Source organism: Streptomyces sp. NPDC031479, from assembly GCF_055581065.1.
Genome location: NZ_JBVIKC010000010.1, coordinates 50,073 through 64,570, shown reverse-complemented (window position 1 = coordinate 64,570; position 14,498 = coordinate 50,073). Strand labels below are relative to the sequence as shown.

The following is a 14,498-nucleotide window of genomic DNA, read 5'->3' as shown; positions in this document are numbered from 1 at the left end:
GCGGCGGGGCCGGACCCGGCGCGGCCCTCCCGGACGGTGACGCCTCACGGTGAGGCGTCGGTGACGCTCCGGCGCACCGGGGGCGGCGTGTACGGGACCCAGCCTGCCTTCCTCCGTACGGTTTCGCCCCACGACACATCCGACACCCCCTCCGGCTCCGAAGTGAGCGTGAAGGAGGGAGCGAGATGACCGAGCGAGGACGACCGCGCACGGCCGTGATCGGCGGGGGCGTGTCCGGGCTGACGGCGGCGTACGTGCTGGCCAGGAGCCATGCGGTGACCCTGTACGAGGCCGACGACCGGCTGGGCGGGCACGCCCACACCCATCCGGTGAAGGGCCCCGACGGCCTGGTCCGGGGTGTCGATTCCGGTTTCATCGTCCACAACGACCGCACCTACCCGCACCTGCTGCGGCTCTTCGGTGAGCTGGGAGTGGCCACCCGTCCCACGACCATGAGCCTGTCGGTGCACTGCGAGGGCTGCGGGCTGGAGTACGCGGGGGCGCGCGGGCCGAGGGGGCTGTTCGCCCGGCCCGGGAGCGCGCTGCGGCCCGCCTACCTGCGGATGCTCGCCCAGGTGCCGGTCTTCCACCGGCGGGCCCGGCGGCTGCTGGCCACGCCGCCCGGGGCCGGACCGGAGCCGACGCTGGGCGAGTTCCTGGAGCGGGGCGGCTTCGGACCGTACTTCACCGGGCACTTCGCGATACCGCTGGTGGCCTCGGTGTGGTCCTGCCCGCCGGGCGGGGCGCTCGCGCATCCGGCCCGCTACCTGTTCCGGTTCCTCTCCCACCACGGCATGCTGTCGGTCGGCGGCTCCCCGAGCTGGCGTACGGTCGAGGGCGGTTCGGCGCGGTACGTGGAGCGGGTCCGCGAGGCGCTGGGTCCGGGCGCGGTCCGTTCCGGCGTCCGGGTGCGGTCCCTGGCCCGCACCCCGGGCGGGGTCTGGCTCACCACCGCCGACGGGGCGTCGGCCGCGTACGACTCGGTGGTGGTCGCCGTCCACGCCGACCAGGCGCTGCGCATGCTGGCCGACCCCACCGACGCCGAGCTGGCGGTGCTCGGGGCCTTCCGCTACTCCCGCAACCGCACGGTGCTGCACACCGACGGCTCCGTGCTGCCGGGTGCCGCGGGGGCGCGGGGCTGCTGGAACTACCGGCTGTCCGGATGCCGGCCGGCCGAAGAGGTGCCGGTGCAGGTCAGCTACGACATGGACCGGCTCCAGGGGCTGGCGGCTCCGGAACCGTACGTGGTCACCCTGAACGCCGGGACCGGGCGGGTGCGGCCGGACCGGGTGGTGGCGGAGATGGACTACGAACACCCGCTGTACACGCCGGACTCGGTGGCGGCGCAGCGGCGGCTGCCCGAGCTGTCGGGGCCGGTGACGGCCTACGCGGGGGCCTACCACGGCTGGGGCTTCCACGAGGACGGCTGCCGTTCTGGCGTGGCGGCGGCCGCCGCGCTGGGGGTGGACTGGTGAGGGGCGGGCCGGGCGGGCCCCGGGCGGCGGGCGGCGCGCTGTACGAGGCCGACGTCCGGCACGTGCGCACCGGCGGGCACCGCTACGCCCTGCGCCACCGCACCTTCCTGTGGCTCGTGGACCTGGACGCGCTGCCCGTGCTGCCCCCGCCGCTGCGGGCGCTGGCCCGGTTCGACGCGCGGGACCACTTCGGCGGCGGCCTCCCCTCGATCCGGGCCGGCCTGGACGGCTTCCTCGCGGCGCGCGGGGCCGCTCTGCCGCCGGGGTCGAGGGTGCTGATGCTGGCGCACGCCCGGGTGTTCGGGTACGTCTTCAACCCGCTCTCGGTGTACTGGTGCCACGGCCCGGACGGGGCGCTGCGGCAGATCGTCGCCGAGGTGCACAACACGTACGGGGAGCGGCACTGCTACCTCCTCGGCCCGGAGGCCTCCCGGGAGGCCCGCGTCCCCAAGGAGTTCCACGTCTCCCCCTTCCTGGAAGTGGACGGGGACTACCGGATGCGGCTGCCCGAGCCGGGCGAACGCCTCGACCTGACGGTCCGGCTGGCGGGCGGGGCCGACGGCGCCCGGCTGACGGCGACCGTGCGCGGCCGGCGCCGCCGCGCGGGTGCGCGCGGCCTGCTGCGCGCCCTGGTGCGCCGCCCCTGGCCCACGGCCGCGGTGGCGGTGGGCATCCGTTTCCACGGCGTCCGGCTGTGGCTGCGCGGGCTGCCCGTGCTGCCGCGGCCCCGCCACGTACCCCAGGAGGGTGTGAAGTGACGCTGACGACGCTTCCGGACGTGCCGCCCTGTTCCCGGACGAGGGCGGCGGTGGGCCGGCTGATCATCCGCCGGGCGCTGGACCGGCTCCCGCTCCAGGTGAACATGGGACCCGAGGGCCTCCTGGGGCGGGGCGGGCCGGCGATGGCGGTCCACGACCCGGCCGCCTTCGAGCGCCGGATCACCGCGGAGGGACTGATCGGGTTCGGCGAGTCGTACGTCGCCGGGGAGTGGGACGCCCGCGACCCGGTGGCGGTGCTGACCGTCCTGGCCGGGCACGTCTCCGCGCTGGTCCCGGCTCCGCTCCAGCGGCTGCGGGGGCTGTGGGCGGCCCGGCAGCCGGTGGAGCGGCGCAACACCCGGACCGGTTCCCGTACCAACGTCGAGTGGCACTACGACCTGTCCAACGAACTGTTCGCCCAGTTCCTCGACCCGACGATGACGTACTCCTCGGCGGTGTTCCGCGCCCTGCCCGCCACGGAGGCCGAACTCCCCGCCGCCCAGCACCGGAAGATCGACATGCTGCTGGACCTGGCCGGGGTGGGCCCGGACACCCGGCTGCTGGAGATCGGCACGGGCTGGGGCGAACTCGCGGTCCGGGCGGCCCGGCGCGGTGCCCGCGTGGTGACCCTGACGCTCTCGCGGGAGCAGCGCGAGCTGGCGCTGCGGCGGATCGCGGCGGCGGGTGTGGCGGACCGGGTGGAGGTGCGGCTGTGCGACTACCGGGACGCGCACGGCTGGTACGACGCGATCGTCAGTGTGGAGATGATCGAGGCGGTCGGCGTCGAGTACTGGCCGGCGTACTTCCGCGCGCTGGACCGGCTGCTGGAGCCGGGCGGACGGGTGGCCCTCCAGGCGATCACCATGCCGCACGAACGGATGCTGGCCACGAAGGACACGTACACCTGGATCCAGAAGTACATCTTCCCCGGCGGGATGCTGCCCTCGGTGCGGGCGGTGGAGGAGATGGCGCGGGCGCACACCGGGCTGCGGGTCGTACGGTGCGAGGGCTACGGGGCCCACTACGCGCAGACCCTGCGGCTGTGGCGGGAACGGTTCGCGGAGCGGTCCGAGCGGGTGGCGGAGCTCGGCTTCGACGAGCGGTTCCGGCGGATGTGGACCTTCTACCTCGCCTACTGCGAGGCCGGGTTCGCCTCCGGGTACCTGGACGTGCACCAGTTCCTGCTCACCGGCGGAGAAGGCGGCGGACGGTGAACTGGGGTCCCTTCGGGGTCAACCTGGCCGTGGCGGCCGGCGCGGCCGTGGGCGTCATGCTGCTCGCGTTCGCGGTGGGGGTGCGCAGGGGCACCCACCGGGTGGTGGACGTGGCGTGGGGCCTGGGCTTCGCCGCCGTCGCGGTGGCCACGTACGGGATGTCGGGCGGGGGCGGCGGGCGCGGACTGCTGCTGACCGTGCTCACGGTGGTGTGGGGGCTGCGGCTGGCCGGGCACATCGCGTGGCGGGGACGGGGGCGCGGGGAGGACCCCCGGTACGAGCGGATGCTGGCGCGGGCCCCGGGGAGCCGGAACCTGTACGCGCTGCGGATGGTGTACCTGCTTCAGGCGGCGCTGGTGTGGCTGGTGTCGCTGCCGGTGCAGGCGGGTGCGTACGTGGACCACGGGTGGGGCGGGGCCGGTGTGCCGGGCGGGTACGGCGGTCCGGGTGGGACCGGTGGCCCGGGTGGGGCCGGTGGCCCGGGTGGGACCGGTGGCCCGGGTGGGGCCGGCGGTCCGGGTGGCCCGGTCGGGCTCGCGGTGGCGGGGAGCCTGCTGTGGCTCTGCGGGATCGTCTTCGAGGCGGTGGGCGACCACCAGCTGGCCCGGTTCACCGCGGATCCCGCGAACCGGGGCAGGATCATGGACCGGGGGCTGTGGTCGTGGACCCGGCATCCGAACTACTTCGGCGACTTCTGCGTCTGGTGGGGGCTCTTCCTGATCGCGTGCGGGTCGGCGCAGGCGGCCGCGGTGTCCGTCGTGTCCCCGCTGGTGATGTCGTACCTGCTGATCGCGGGAAGCGGGAAGCGGCTGCTGGAGCGGCACATGGCAGACCGGCCGGGCTACGCCGCGTACCGGGCCCGGACCAGCGGGTTCCTGCCGTGGCCGCCGAAGCGGGGCGACATCCGGGGTCCCGGTCGCGCCGGAAAGGGGTGATCCCGGGCCATTGGTACAGTCCTGGCATGGCGGTGGACGAACTCGACACCCTGATCCTGCGCCTGCTGATCGAGCAGCCGCGCACCAGCGTCCGCGAGTACGCCCGGATCCTCGGCGTGGCCCGCGGCACCCTCCAGGCCCGGCTGGACCGGCTGGAGCGGACCGGGGTGATCACCGGAACCGGCCCCGCCCTCTCGCCCGCCGCACTGGGCCACCCCGTCCTGGCCTTCGTGCACATCGAGGTCACCCAGGGGCACCTGGACGAGGTCGGCGACGCGCTCGCCGCCGTCCCGGAGATCATCGAGGCCTTCTCGATCACCGGCGGCGGGGACCTGCTGACCCGTGTGGCGGCCCGGGACAACGCCCATCTGGAGGACGTGATCCAGCAGCTGATCCGGCTGCCGGGGGTGGTCCGCACCCGTACCGAGGTGGCCCTGCGCGAGCGGGTGGCCCACCGACTGCTGCCGCTGGTCGAGTCCGTGGGCCGGGAAGCGGCGGGGCGAGCGGTCCGCAAACCCTGACAGGATGGCGTGGACAGGTACGCGACGGACAGGACAGGCAGAACGGATGATTTCCGTCATATTCGATCTCGATGGCACCCTCGTGGACAGCGAGCCGAACTACTACGAATCGGGCCGCCTCACGCTGGAACGTCACGGGGTCCCCGATTTCACCTGGGAGCAGCACTCCCGCTTCATCGGCATCGGCACCCTGGAGACACTGGAGGTCCTCAAGGAACGCCACGGGCTCGACGCCCCGGTGGAGCAGCTGCTCGCGGAGCAGAACGCCGCCTACCTGGAGCTGGCCCGCGCCCGCACCGAGGCGTACCCGGAGATGCGGAGGTTCGTGGAGCTGCTGCACGCGCGGGGCGTTCCGATGGCGGTGGCCTCCGGCTCCTCGCGCGAGGCGATCGACGCGGTACTGGCGGGCACCGGGCTGGACGCACTGCTGACCACGGTGGTCTCGGCCGAGGAGGTCGCGCGGGGCAAACCCGCCCCGGACGTGTTCCTGGAGGCGGCCCGCCGGCTCGGCGCCGCGCCGGCCGACTGCGTGGTCGTGGAGGACGCGGCTCCGGGGGCCCGCGCCGCGCACGCCGCCGGCATGGACTGCCTGGCGGTCCCCTACGTTCCGGACACCGCCGGCGATCCGGCCTTCGCCGGCGCGGGCCTGCTCTTCGCGGGCGGGCAGCGGGAGTTCAGCGCGGAGAAGGCCCGCGCGTGGCTGTTCTCCCGCACCTCCGCCTGAGCCCCTCCCCAGCCCTCCCGGGCCCCGCCGCCGGGGTCGAAGAACGGCTTGAACTGCCCCAGGGAACTGCCCCCTCGGCCCGCCCGCCGCTCCTACGCTCGGGCCCTCGGCGGCGGGAGAGCACGCCGCCCGGACCAGGAGAGGGCTCGATGGAAATGAACCGGAACAAACTGGCGGCCGGCGGCGCCGCGGTCGTGATGGCGGCGGGTATCGCGATGACCGCGGTCGGCACGGCGAACGCGGCTCCGGGCGGCGCCCGCATCACCTCGGTGGAGCAGCTGCACCAGAACCTCGCGCAGGCGGTGGAGCGGGAGCAGGCCCTCGGACTCCAGGGCACCCTCGGCGACCCCGTCGGCCGTGAGGTCCTGGCGTCGAGCGACGCCGTCGACGGCTGACGGGCCGGGTGAGCACCGTGGGAAGCGACCAGACGGCGACGGCACCGGCGACCTGGTGCCCCAGCGGCGAGGCACGGGCCCCCGAGTCCGTGGTCCTCGGCGTGCGTTCGGCGGCTGACGGCCAGGTGGTCTACCTCGCCGATCCGGTCCCGGCGTCCGAGGTGCTCGGCACCCTCCCCGAGGGGATCGAGCCGACCCGGGTCCTGCGCTTCGCCTCGCACTGCGTCTCCGCCTGCGCCAACCGGCGGGGCGACGACTGCTCCCTGGTGGAGCGGGTCCTGACCCTGCCCTCGGCCACGGCGGACACCCGTGCGGTCCCGCGGTGCCACCTGCGTACGCGGTGCCAGTGGTGGCAGCAGTCGGGGGTGGCCGCCTGCCACCGCTGCCCGGCCGTCACCACGGCCACCTTCCGGGAGGACGAACTCGCCACCCTGGTGGCGGACCCGTCCACGACACCGGAGCAACTGGCCGCCTGGATAGCGGATTCCGCCTGACCTCCGGCGCACCCGAAACGGCACGCCGGCGCACCGCGCGCGACGTGGCGCGAAGCCCCCGTGCGGCGACGTTCCCCCGCCGCCGCACGGGGGCTTCGCGCGGCACGCCCCGTTCCGGCGGCGGAGACGGGGCGTCCGTGTGGCGGCCTGCCGGCGGGCGGGGAAGAGCGGGGGGCCGCCCCGAGTTAGTAGAACTGTGAACGAAATGGTGCGGGACGCGGCAGAGGTGGACGTGGTGGTCGTCGGGGCCGGACAGGCGGGCCTGTCCGGCGCCTACCACCTGGCCAGGGCGGGGATCGAACACGTGGTCCTGGACCACGCCCCGCGGCCGGGCGGCGCCTGGCAGTTCCGCTGGCCCTCGCTCACCTACGGCAAGGTCCACGGCATGCACGCCCTGCCCGGCATGGAACTGGTCGACGCCGATCCGCTGCGGCCCTCGTCCGAGGTGATCGGCGCGTACTTCGCGGCGTACGAGGAGCGCTTCGGCCTGCGCGTCCGCCGGCCCGTGGACGTGACGGCGGTGCGCGACGCCGGCGACGGCCCGGCCGGCCGGCTGCTCGTCGAATCGACGGCGGGCACCTGGTCGGCGCGGGCGCTGGTCAACGCCACCGGCACCTGGGACCGGCCGTTCTGGCCGCGTTACCCGGGCCAGGAACTGTTCCGGGGCCGGCAGCTGCACACGGCGAACTACCCCGGCCCGCGGGAGTTCGCCGGGGCCCGCGTCATCGTGGTCGGCGGCGGCACCTCGGCGGTGCAGCACCTGCTGGAGATCGCCGAGGTGGCGGCGGAGACCACGTGGGTCACGCGCAGGCCCCCCGTATTCCGCGAGGGGACCTTCGGGGAGGCCGAGGGCCGGGCGGCGGTGGCACTCGTGGAGGAACGGGTCCGGCGCGGTCTGCCCCCGCAGAGCGTGGTCAGCGTGACCGGCCTGCCCCTCAACGAGGCCGTCCGGGCGGGGCTCGCCTCCGGGGTCCTGGAGCGACGGCCCGTCTTCGACCACCTCACCGCCTCCGGGGCCGCCTGGGCGGACGGCGGCCGGGTGGAGGCCGACGTGATCCTCTGGGCCACCGGCTTCCGGGCCGCCGTCGACCACCTGGCCCCGCTGCGGCTGCGCGAGCCGGGCGGCGGCATCCGGGTCGAGGGCACCAGGGCCGTACGGGACGAGCGCGTCCACCTGGTCGGCTACGGCCCGTCGGCCTCGACGATCGGCGCCAACCGCGCGGGCGCCACCGCCGTCCGCGAGATCCGTCGCCTGCTGGACCGGGAGCCGGCCGCCGCACGGGTCGGCGGCGCCGACTGAGAACCCGCGCGGATGCACGGAACGTCCGCCGGGGCCGGGGCTCCGGCCCCTGACCCGGCCCCGGGGCTCAGGAACCCCGGGGCGCGGGCGCCCCCGCCGCCGCCCGGAGACGGTTGAACTCCGCCACGTGCTTCTTGTGCTCCTCATAGGTGGCCGAGAAGCGGGTGTCGCCCGGTTTCACCGTGACGAAGAACAGCCAGTCGCCGGGGGTCGGCGCGACCGCCGCCGCCATGGCGCGCAGCCCGGGGCTGTCGATCGGGGTGGGGGGCAGACCCTGGCGTTCGTAGGTGTTGAACGGGTGGTCGATCCGGGTGTCGCTCAGCTTGGTGTCGAGGGTGCTGCGGTTGAGCGCATAGTTGAGGGTGGAGTCCATCTGCAGCGGCATCGACTTCGCCAGCCGGTTGTGCACGACGCGCGCGACCTTGCCCATGTCCGCCGGGGTCTGGGCCTCCGCCTCGATGATGCTGGCGAGGGTGGCCGTCTGGTACGGGGTCATCCCGTGCGCCTTGCCGCCGTCGGCGACGGCTTTCGTGGCGAGGTTCCGGTTCGCCGTCTCCACCATGTACGCGAGCAGCGCGGTCGGGGTGGACTTCGAGGTCACCGGGTAGGTGGCCGGGAAGAGGTAGCCCTCCGGGTTGCCCTTGGCCTCCGCCGGCAGGGCCAGTGCGGCCGTGGCGACGGCCTTCTTCGTGGCACCGAGGGGGAGCCGGAGCTCGCGGTCGATGGCGGCGTAGACCTGCGGGGCCCGCCAGCCTTCGGGGATCAGCAACTGGCGCGGTTTCTCCGGCGGTTCCTCACGGGGCAGCAGCGGGATCAGGACGGCCGCCCCGAGCCCGAGCAGCATGCCGAGGAAGAGCGCCAGGCGGCCCCGGCGGGTGAGCCGGGAACGGCGTGGTGGCGGCCGGGACTCATCATGCATACGGGCACGCTAAACCGCATACCGCCGCCTTTGCGGCATTACCCACCCACGCAAGTCATACGATCACACGTTCACCGGAGTCGGCATGGGCTCCCCCGGCATTCCCCGGCCCGCGCCTTCGGCCGGGTCCACGGCCGTACTTTCGGTCGCGCTTTCGGTCGTGCTTTCGGTTGCGCCCTCGGTCGTGCCCTCGGTCGTGCCCGCGACAGGCTCGCGCACTCCGGGCGTCGCCTGTGCTGCGTCGCGATCCCGGCGGACCAGGGCGGCGTAGCGGCCTCCGGCCCCCAGCAGTTCCTCGTGCGTGCCGCGCTCGGCGATCCTGCCCGCGTCCAGGACCACGATCTGGTCGGCGTCCCGGACGGTGGAGAGCCGGTGCGCGATGGTGATGGTGGTGCGACCCCGGGACAGGTTGTCGATGGCCCGCTGCACGGCGTGCTCGGTGCGGGTGTCGAGGGCGCTGGTCGCCTCGTCGAGGATGAGCACTGGCGGATCGCGCAGGATCGTACGGGCGATGGCCAGGCGCTGCTTCTCACCTCCGGAGAAGCGGTAGCCGCGCTCGCCGACCAGGGTGTCGTACCCGTCGGGCAGGGATTCGATGTGGTCGTGGATCTGGGCCGCCCGCGCCGCCTCGGCGATCTCCTCATCGGTGGCGTCCGGTTTGGCGAAGCGCAGGTTGTCCCCCACGGAGGCGTGGAAGAGGTAGGTCTCCTGGGAGACCACGCCTATGGAGCGGGCCAGCGAGTCGAAGTCGAGGTCGCGCACGTCCACCCCGTCGAGGGCGACCCGGCCACCGGTCACGTCGTAGAGCCGGGGCACCAGGTAGCTCAGGGTGCTCTTGCCCGAACCGGTCGGGCCCACGACGGCGAGGGAGCCGCCGGCCGGGACGGTGATGTCGATGCCGGTGAGGGTCGGGCCGTCCTTGGCCTCGTAGGAGAAGTGCACGTCCTCCAGGCGGATCTCACCCTTCGCCCGGTCCAGCTTCACGGGAGCCTCGCGCTCGGTGATGTCCACCGGCAGGTCGAGGTACTCGAAGATCCGGGCGAACAGGGCGAGCGAGGTCTGGATCTGCACACCCGTCGAAAGGAGGCTCACGGCGGGCCGGAACAGGCCCTGCTGGAGCGTGACGAAGGCGACGAGGGTGCCGACGGAGAGCGAGGGGGCACCGGTCTGCAGGGCTATGCCCGCAGCCCAGTAGATGAGCGCGGGCATGGCGGCCATGACGATGCCGATGGTCGACATCCGCCAGCGCCCGGCCATGCTGGAGCGCACCTCCAGCCCGACGAGCTTCTCGGACTCCTCGGAGAAGGCCTTGGTCAGGGAATCGGACCGGCCCATGGTGCGGCCGAGGAGGATGCCGCTCACGGAGAGGGATTCGGTGACGGTGGCCGCCATGGCCGCCATCTGCTTCTGACGCTGCGTGGTGATCTTCTTGCGCTCGCGGCCCACGCGGCGGCTGATCCACACGAAGAGCGGCAGCAGGAGCAGGGAGACCAGCGTGAGCCGCCAGTCGAGCGCGAGCATGGCGACGACCGTGGCGATGACGGCGGTCAGGTTCGACACGAGCGAGGTCGCCGTCGAGGTGACCGTCGCCTGCATGCCGCCGATGTCGTTGGCTATCCGTGACTGCACCTCGCCGGTGCGGGTGCGGGTGAAGAAGGCCAGTGGCATCCGCTGGAGCTGGGCGTAGACGGCGGTGCGCAGGTCGTGCATGACGCGCTGGCCGACGGTGGTGGAGATCAGGGTCTGGAGCACACCGAACACGCTGGTGACGACGGCCGTGAGGATCATGCCCAGCGCGAGCAGGCTCAACAGGCCCGTACGCCCCTCGGGGATCGCGACGTCCAGGATCGCCTTGAGCAGGAACGGCGAGGCGACGCCGACCAGCGAGGAGGCGCCGACCAGGGCGCCGACCACGGCCAGGCGCCCGCGATAGGGCCGGAACAGGGCGAGGATCCGCCGCAGCTCGCGAGGCCGGTCCGCCGGAGCCGGACGGGTGGGGTCGAGGGATTCGTTCGATGGGGTCCACTTCGGTTCTTCGGGGCGCATGGGCCTCCTTCTGACGAGACTCCGATGAGCATAGCTCATTGTTACCTATGCTCACAATGAATCCGGTCCTGGTACTGTTTCCCAGTATGAGCACCGGTTCCGAGACCGACATCCGCGACTCCGCCGCCGACCCCGCCCCCGCCCCCGACTCCACCGACGGCGTACTCGCCGAGCAGCTGCTGCGCCTCACGCGGCGGCTCCACCGCATCCAGAAGCGCCACATGGAGCCGCTCGGGATCACCCCGGCCCAGGGCCGGCTGCTGCGGCTCGTCGCCCACTACGGAGGTGACCGGCCGCCCCGTATGGCCGATCTGGCCACGCGCCTGGAGGTCGTGCCCCGGGCCGTGACCACCCTCGTGGACGGCCTGGAGGCGGCCGACTGCGTGCGCCGCGCCCCCGACCCGGCCAACCGCCGCGTCATCCGGATCGAGCTCACCGAAACCGGTCGCGCCACGCTGCGCCGTCTGCGCAGCGCGCGGACCGACGCCGCAGAGGAGATCCTGGCTCCGTTGACCGCGCCACAGCGCGAGGTGCTCGGCGGCCTGCTGAACGCGCTGGCCGACGCCCCGGCCCAGGGCGGCTGCTGAGCCGGGAGCCGCCGGCGCCCGGCTGACGGACGGACCAGGACACGGAGGGGCCCCACATGCCGCTGCTGGAACCGAAGCCGGGCGCGCTGCGCCCGCACAGCCCCGGCGCCCCGGCCCCCGACCGGGTCCCCGACCGCATGGCCCCGGGCACCCCCTCGGTGCTGCGCACCGAGCTGACCGGGCTGCTCGGCGCCGAGAAGGTGCTCTGGAAGGTCTCCGACCTGGTCCGCTACGCCACGGACGCCTCCCCGTACCGGTTCGTGCCGCAGGTCGTGGTGATCGCCGAGGACATCGACGACATCTCCGCCGTCCTGTCCTACGCCCACGGCAGACAGCGCGAGGTGGTCTTCCGCGCCGCCGGAACCTCGCTCAACGGCCAGGCCCAGGGCGAGGACATCCTGGTCGACGTCCGCCGCCACTGGGCCGGGATCGAGGTCCTGGACGACGGCCGGCGCGCCCGCATCGGGCCCGGCACCACCGTCCTGCGGGCCAACGCCGCCCTGGCCCGGCACGGCCGTGTCCTCGGGCCCGACCCGGCCAGCGCCATCGCCTGCACCCTCGGCGGAGTGGTCGCGAACAACGCCTCCGGCATGACGGCGGGGACCACGAGGAACGCGTACCGCACCCTTTCCTCCCTCACCCTCGTGCTGCCGACCGGAACCGTCGTCGACACCGCCGACCCGCTCGCGGACGAGGAACTGGCCCGCGCCGAGCCGGCCCTGTGCCAGGGGCTGATGGAGATCAAGCGGGAGATCGAGGCCGACCCGGACCTCGTCGCCCGGATCCGCGCCAAGTACGAGATCAAGAACACCACCGGCTACCGGCTCGACGCCTACCTCGACGGCACCACCCCCGTGGAGGTCCTGCGCGGCCTGATGGTCGGCTCCGAAGGCACCCTCGGCTTCATCTCCGAGGTCGTCTTCGACACCGTCCCCCTGGACCGCGAGCTCACCACCGGCCTGCTCTTCTTCCCCTCCCTGCCCGCCGCGGCCGCGGCCGTACCGCTGTTCAACGCGGCCGGGGCCCTCGCCGTGGAGCTGATGGACGGCAACACCCTGCGCGCCTCCGTCAGCGTCGCGGGCGTGCCGGCCGACTGGGCGGAGCTGCCCAAGGACACGGCAGCGCTGCTGGTGGAGTTCCGGGCCCCGGACGCGGCGGGCCGCGCGGAGCACGAGCGGCGTGCGGCCGGGGTGCTGGCCGGACTGGAGCTGGTGGCCCCCGTCGCCTCCGTCACCAACACCTTCACCGGCGATCCCGCGGTCGTCTCCGGCTACTGGAAGGCCCGCAAGGCCTTCGTCACCGCCGTCGGCGGGGCCCGCGCCCCCGGCACCACCCTGATCACCGAGGACTTCGCGGTCCCCCCGTCCCGGCTCGCCGAGGCCTGCGAGTCGCTCCTCGCGCTCCAGGCTGAGCACGGGTTCGACGCGGCCGTCGCGGGCCACGCCGCCCACGGCAACCTGCACTTCCTGCTCGCCTTCGACGCCTCCGTGCCCGCCGACGTCGACCGGTACGCCGCCTTCATGGAGGCCTTCTGCCGGCTCACGGTCGAACGGTTCGACGGCTCGCTGAAGGCCGAGCACTCCACGGGCCGCAACATGGCCCCCTTCCTCGAACTCGAATGGGGCCCGCGGGCCACCGACCTGATGTGGCGCACCAAGCGGCTCGTCGACCCGGACCTCGTCCTCGCCCCGCGCATCCTCCTCGACCGTGACCCCCGGGCCCATCTGCGCGGGCTGAAGACGATCCCGCGGGTCGAGGCCGTGGCGGACCCCTGCATCGAGTGCGGCTTCTGCGAACCGGTCTGTCCCAGCGAGCACCTGACGACCACACCGCGCCAGCGGATCGTGTTGCGCCGCGAGATGATGCGCCAGCCGCCCGGCTCCCCCGTCCTCGACGGCCTGCTCGACTCCTACGGCCACGACGCCGTCGACACCTGCGCGGGCGACTCGGCCTGTGCCCTCGCCTGCCCCGTCGGCATCGACACCGGCGCCCTGATGAAGGACTTCCGCCGCCTGCGGCACGGCCCGCGCGAGGAACGGGCCGCCGCCCTGGCCGCCCGGCGGTTCCGGACCGTCGAGGCGGCCGCGCGGCTGGCCGTGGCCGCCGCCGACAAGATCACCTCCACGGTCGGCGACCGCCCCCTGACGGTGGCGACGGAGGCAGCGCGCAAGGCCGTACGGCCCGACCTGGTGCCGCTCTGGCTGCCGCAGATCCCCGGTGCCGCCGCCCGCGGAATGCCCGCGACCCGGCGCGTGGGCGCGGCCGCGGTCTACTACCCGGCCTGCGTCAACCGCATCTTCGGCGGACCCGCCGGCGATCCCGGGCCCTCCCTGCCGGAAGCGGTGGTGGCCGTGTCGGAGCGGGCCGGGAGGCCGGTGTGGATCCCCCGCGACGTCACCGGCACCTGCTGCGCGACGATCTGGAACTCCAAGGGGTACGAGGACGGCAACCGGGTGATGGCCAACCGGATCGTGGAGGCCGCCTGGGGCTGGACGGCCGGGGGCCGGCTGCCCCTGGTGGTCGACGCGTCCTCCTGCACGCTCGGCATCGCGCACGAGGTGGTCCCGTACCTGACGGAGGACAACCGGGCCCTGCACGCGGAACTGCGGGTCGTCGACTCCGTCGTCTGGGCGGCCCACGAACTGCTGCCACGGCTGGAGGTGCTGCGCACGGTCGGGTCCGCCGTCCTCCACCCCACCTGTTCGATGCGCCGTCTGGGTGACGAGGCCGAACTGCGCGCGGTGGCCGAGGCCTGCGCCGACGAGGTGGTCGTCCCGGACGACGCGGGCTGCTGCGCCTTCGCGGGCGACCGGGGGATGCTGCACCCGGAGCTGACGGAATCGGCGACGGCCCGCGAGGCCGCGGAGGTGAGGGCCCGGCAGTTCGACGCGCACCTGTCGGCGAACCGCATGTGCGAGGTGGGCATGGACCGGGCCACGGGACGGAGCTACTCCTCGGCGCTGCTCGCGCTGGAGCGTGCCACGCGCCCCTGAACGCGCCCGGCGCGGGCGCCGGGCCGCGCCGGACGCCGGTCGTCCGGTTCCCCCGCAACACGCGCGGGGCGCACCCCCCGCCCACCGGAAAATCGATTGCCGGGGCCGGTCCGGGAAGACGAACCTTGCGGGGTTCG

The 14,498-nt window shown here is 74.0% G+C and carries 13 protein-coding genes; 11 read left to right on the top strand and 2 right to left on the bottom strand.

The features are described 5' to 3' along the window. Positions 1 to 185 precede the first annotated feature (185 nt). The 9 genes from ACZ5D2_RS13955 to ACZ5D2_RS13915 all read left to right on the top strand — a co-directional run bounded on the left by ACZ5D2_RS13955 (position 186) and on the right by ACZ5D2_RS13915 (position 7,816). Positions 186 to 1,475 (top strand): NAD(P)/FAD-dependent oxidoreductase, encoded by a 1,290-nt coding sequence (locus ACZ5D2_RS13955; RefSeq protein ID WP_371679976.1) that lies wholly within the window; start codon positions 186 to 188, stop codon positions 1,473 to 1,475. Continuing rightward, positions 1,472 to 2,233: a DUF1365 domain-containing protein gene (locus ACZ5D2_RS13950; protein WP_468929134.1), complete on the top strand. Its 762-nt coding sequence runs from the start codon at positions 1,472 to 1,474 to the stop codon at positions 2,231 to 2,233. The genes ACZ5D2_RS13955 and ACZ5D2_RS13950 overlap by 4 nt, the downstream gene beginning before the upstream one ends. Beyond that, the gene (locus ACZ5D2_RS13945) at positions 2,230 to 3,447 is read left to right on the top strand and encodes a class I SAM-dependent methyltransferase (RefSeq protein WP_371679974.1); all 1,218 of its coding nucleotides are present in this window, start codon (positions 2,230 to 2,232) and stop codon (positions 3,445 to 3,447) included. The genes ACZ5D2_RS13950 and ACZ5D2_RS13945 overlap by 4 nt, the downstream gene beginning before the upstream one ends. Positions 3,448 to 3,503: 56 nt before the next feature. Then, entirely contained in the window at positions 3,504 to 4,382 is an 879-nt protein-coding gene (locus ACZ5D2_RS13940; protein ID WP_468929316.1) for a DUF1295 domain-containing protein, read from the top strand. 26 nt (positions 4,383 to 4,408) lie between these two features. Further along, complete coding sequence (locus tag ACZ5D2_RS13935; protein ID WP_442269783.1) at positions 4,409 to 4,903, top strand: Lrp/AsnC family transcriptional regulator; 495 nt, start codon at positions 4,409 to 4,411, stop codon at positions 4,901 to 4,903. 46 nt (positions 4,904 to 4,949) lie between these two features. Next, the gene (locus ACZ5D2_RS13930; protein WP_468929129.1) at positions 4,950 to 5,627 is read left to right on the top strand and encodes an HAD family hydrolase; all 678 of its coding nucleotides are present in this window, start codon (positions 4,950 to 4,952) and stop codon (positions 5,625 to 5,627) included. 149 nt (positions 5,628 to 5,776) lie between these two features. Next, complete coding sequence (locus tag ACZ5D2_RS13925) at positions 5,777 to 6,022, top strand: hypothetical protein (RefSeq protein ID WP_371679971.1); 246 nt, start codon at positions 5,777 to 5,779, stop codon at positions 6,020 to 6,022. A 17-nt stretch (positions 6,023 to 6,039) separates the two neighbouring features. Continuing rightward, positions 6,040 to 6,516 (top strand): hypothetical protein, encoded by a 477-nt coding sequence (locus tag ACZ5D2_RS13920; RefSeq protein ID WP_371679970.1) that lies wholly within the window; start codon positions 6,040 to 6,042, stop codon positions 6,514 to 6,516. A gap of 196 nt (positions 6,517 to 6,712) precedes the next feature. After that, positions 6,713 to 7,816: an FAD-dependent oxidoreductase gene (locus ACZ5D2_RS13915; protein ID WP_371679969.1), complete on the top strand. Its 1,104-nt coding sequence runs from the start codon at positions 6,713 to 6,715 to the stop codon at positions 7,814 to 7,816. A gap of 67 nt (positions 7,817 to 7,883) precedes the next feature. Here ACZ5D2_RS13915 and mltG read toward each other — a convergent pair whose 3' ends face one another. Together mltG and ACZ5D2_RS13905 are read right to left on the bottom strand one after the other, a co-directional pair. After that, positions 7,884 to 8,735: an endolytic transglycosylase MltG gene (gene mltG, locus ACZ5D2_RS13910; protein ID WP_371679968.1), complete on the bottom strand. Its 852-nt coding sequence runs from the start codon at positions 8,733 to 8,735 to the stop codon at positions 7,884 to 7,886. A gap of 63 nt (positions 8,736 to 8,798) precedes the next feature. Continuing rightward, positions 8,799 to 10,781: an ABC transporter ATP-binding protein gene (locus tag ACZ5D2_RS13905; RefSeq protein WP_468929124.1), complete on the bottom strand. Its 1,983-nt coding sequence runs from the start codon at positions 10,779 to 10,781 to the stop codon at positions 8,799 to 8,801. A gap of 86 nt (positions 10,782 to 10,867) precedes the next feature. Between ACZ5D2_RS13905 and ACZ5D2_RS13900 the strand changes: the two genes are divergently transcribed. Together ACZ5D2_RS13900 and ACZ5D2_RS13895 are read left to right on the top strand one after the other, a co-directional pair. Continuing rightward, positions 10,868 to 11,368: a MarR family winged helix-turn-helix transcriptional regulator gene (locus ACZ5D2_RS13900; protein WP_468929121.1), complete on the top strand. Its 501-nt coding sequence runs from the start codon at positions 10,868 to 10,870 to the stop codon at positions 11,366 to 11,368. Positions 11,369 to 11,424: 56 nt separating this feature from the next. Beyond that, a complete protein-coding gene (locus tag ACZ5D2_RS13895; RefSeq protein ID WP_468929118.1) occupies positions 11,425 to 14,361 on the top strand; it encodes an FAD-binding and (Fe-S)-binding domain-containing protein in 2,937 nt (978 codons plus the stop codon). Positions 14,362 to 14,498 lie beyond the last annotated feature (137 nt).

Coding starts and splice junctions, on each gene's coding strand:
- ACZ5D2_RS13955 (WP_371679976.1), top strand. CDS start 186: ATGACCGAGCGAGGACGACCGCGCACGGCCGTGATCGGCGGGGGCGTG.
- mltG (WP_371679968.1), bottom strand. CDS start 8,735: ATGCATGATGAGTCCCGGCCGCCACCACGCCGTTCCCGGCTCACCCGC.
- ACZ5D2_RS13930 (WP_468929129.1), top strand. CDS start 4,950: ATGATTTCCGTCATATTCGATCTCGATGGCACCCTCGTGGACAGCGAG.
- ACZ5D2_RS13905 (WP_468929124.1), bottom strand. CDS start 10,781: ATGCGCCCCGAAGAACCGAAGTGGACCCCATCGAACGAATCCCTCGAC.
- ACZ5D2_RS13940 (WP_468929316.1), top strand. CDS start 3,504: ATGCTGCTCGCGTTCGCGGTGGGGGTGCGCAGGGGCACCCACCGGGTG.
- ACZ5D2_RS13900 (WP_468929121.1), top strand. CDS start 10,868: ATGAGCACCGGTTCCGAGACCGACATCCGCGACTCCGCCGCCGACCCC.
- ACZ5D2_RS13895 (WP_468929118.1), top strand. CDS start 11,425: ATGCCGCTGCTGGAACCGAAGCCGGGCGCGCTGCGCCCGCACAGCCCC.
- ACZ5D2_RS13925 (WP_371679971.1), top strand. CDS start 5,777: ATGGAAATGAACCGGAACAAACTGGCGGCCGGCGGCGCCGCGGTCGTG.
- ACZ5D2_RS13935 (WP_442269783.1), top strand. CDS start 4,409: ATGGCGGTGGACGAACTCGACACCCTGATCCTGCGCCTGCTGATCGAG.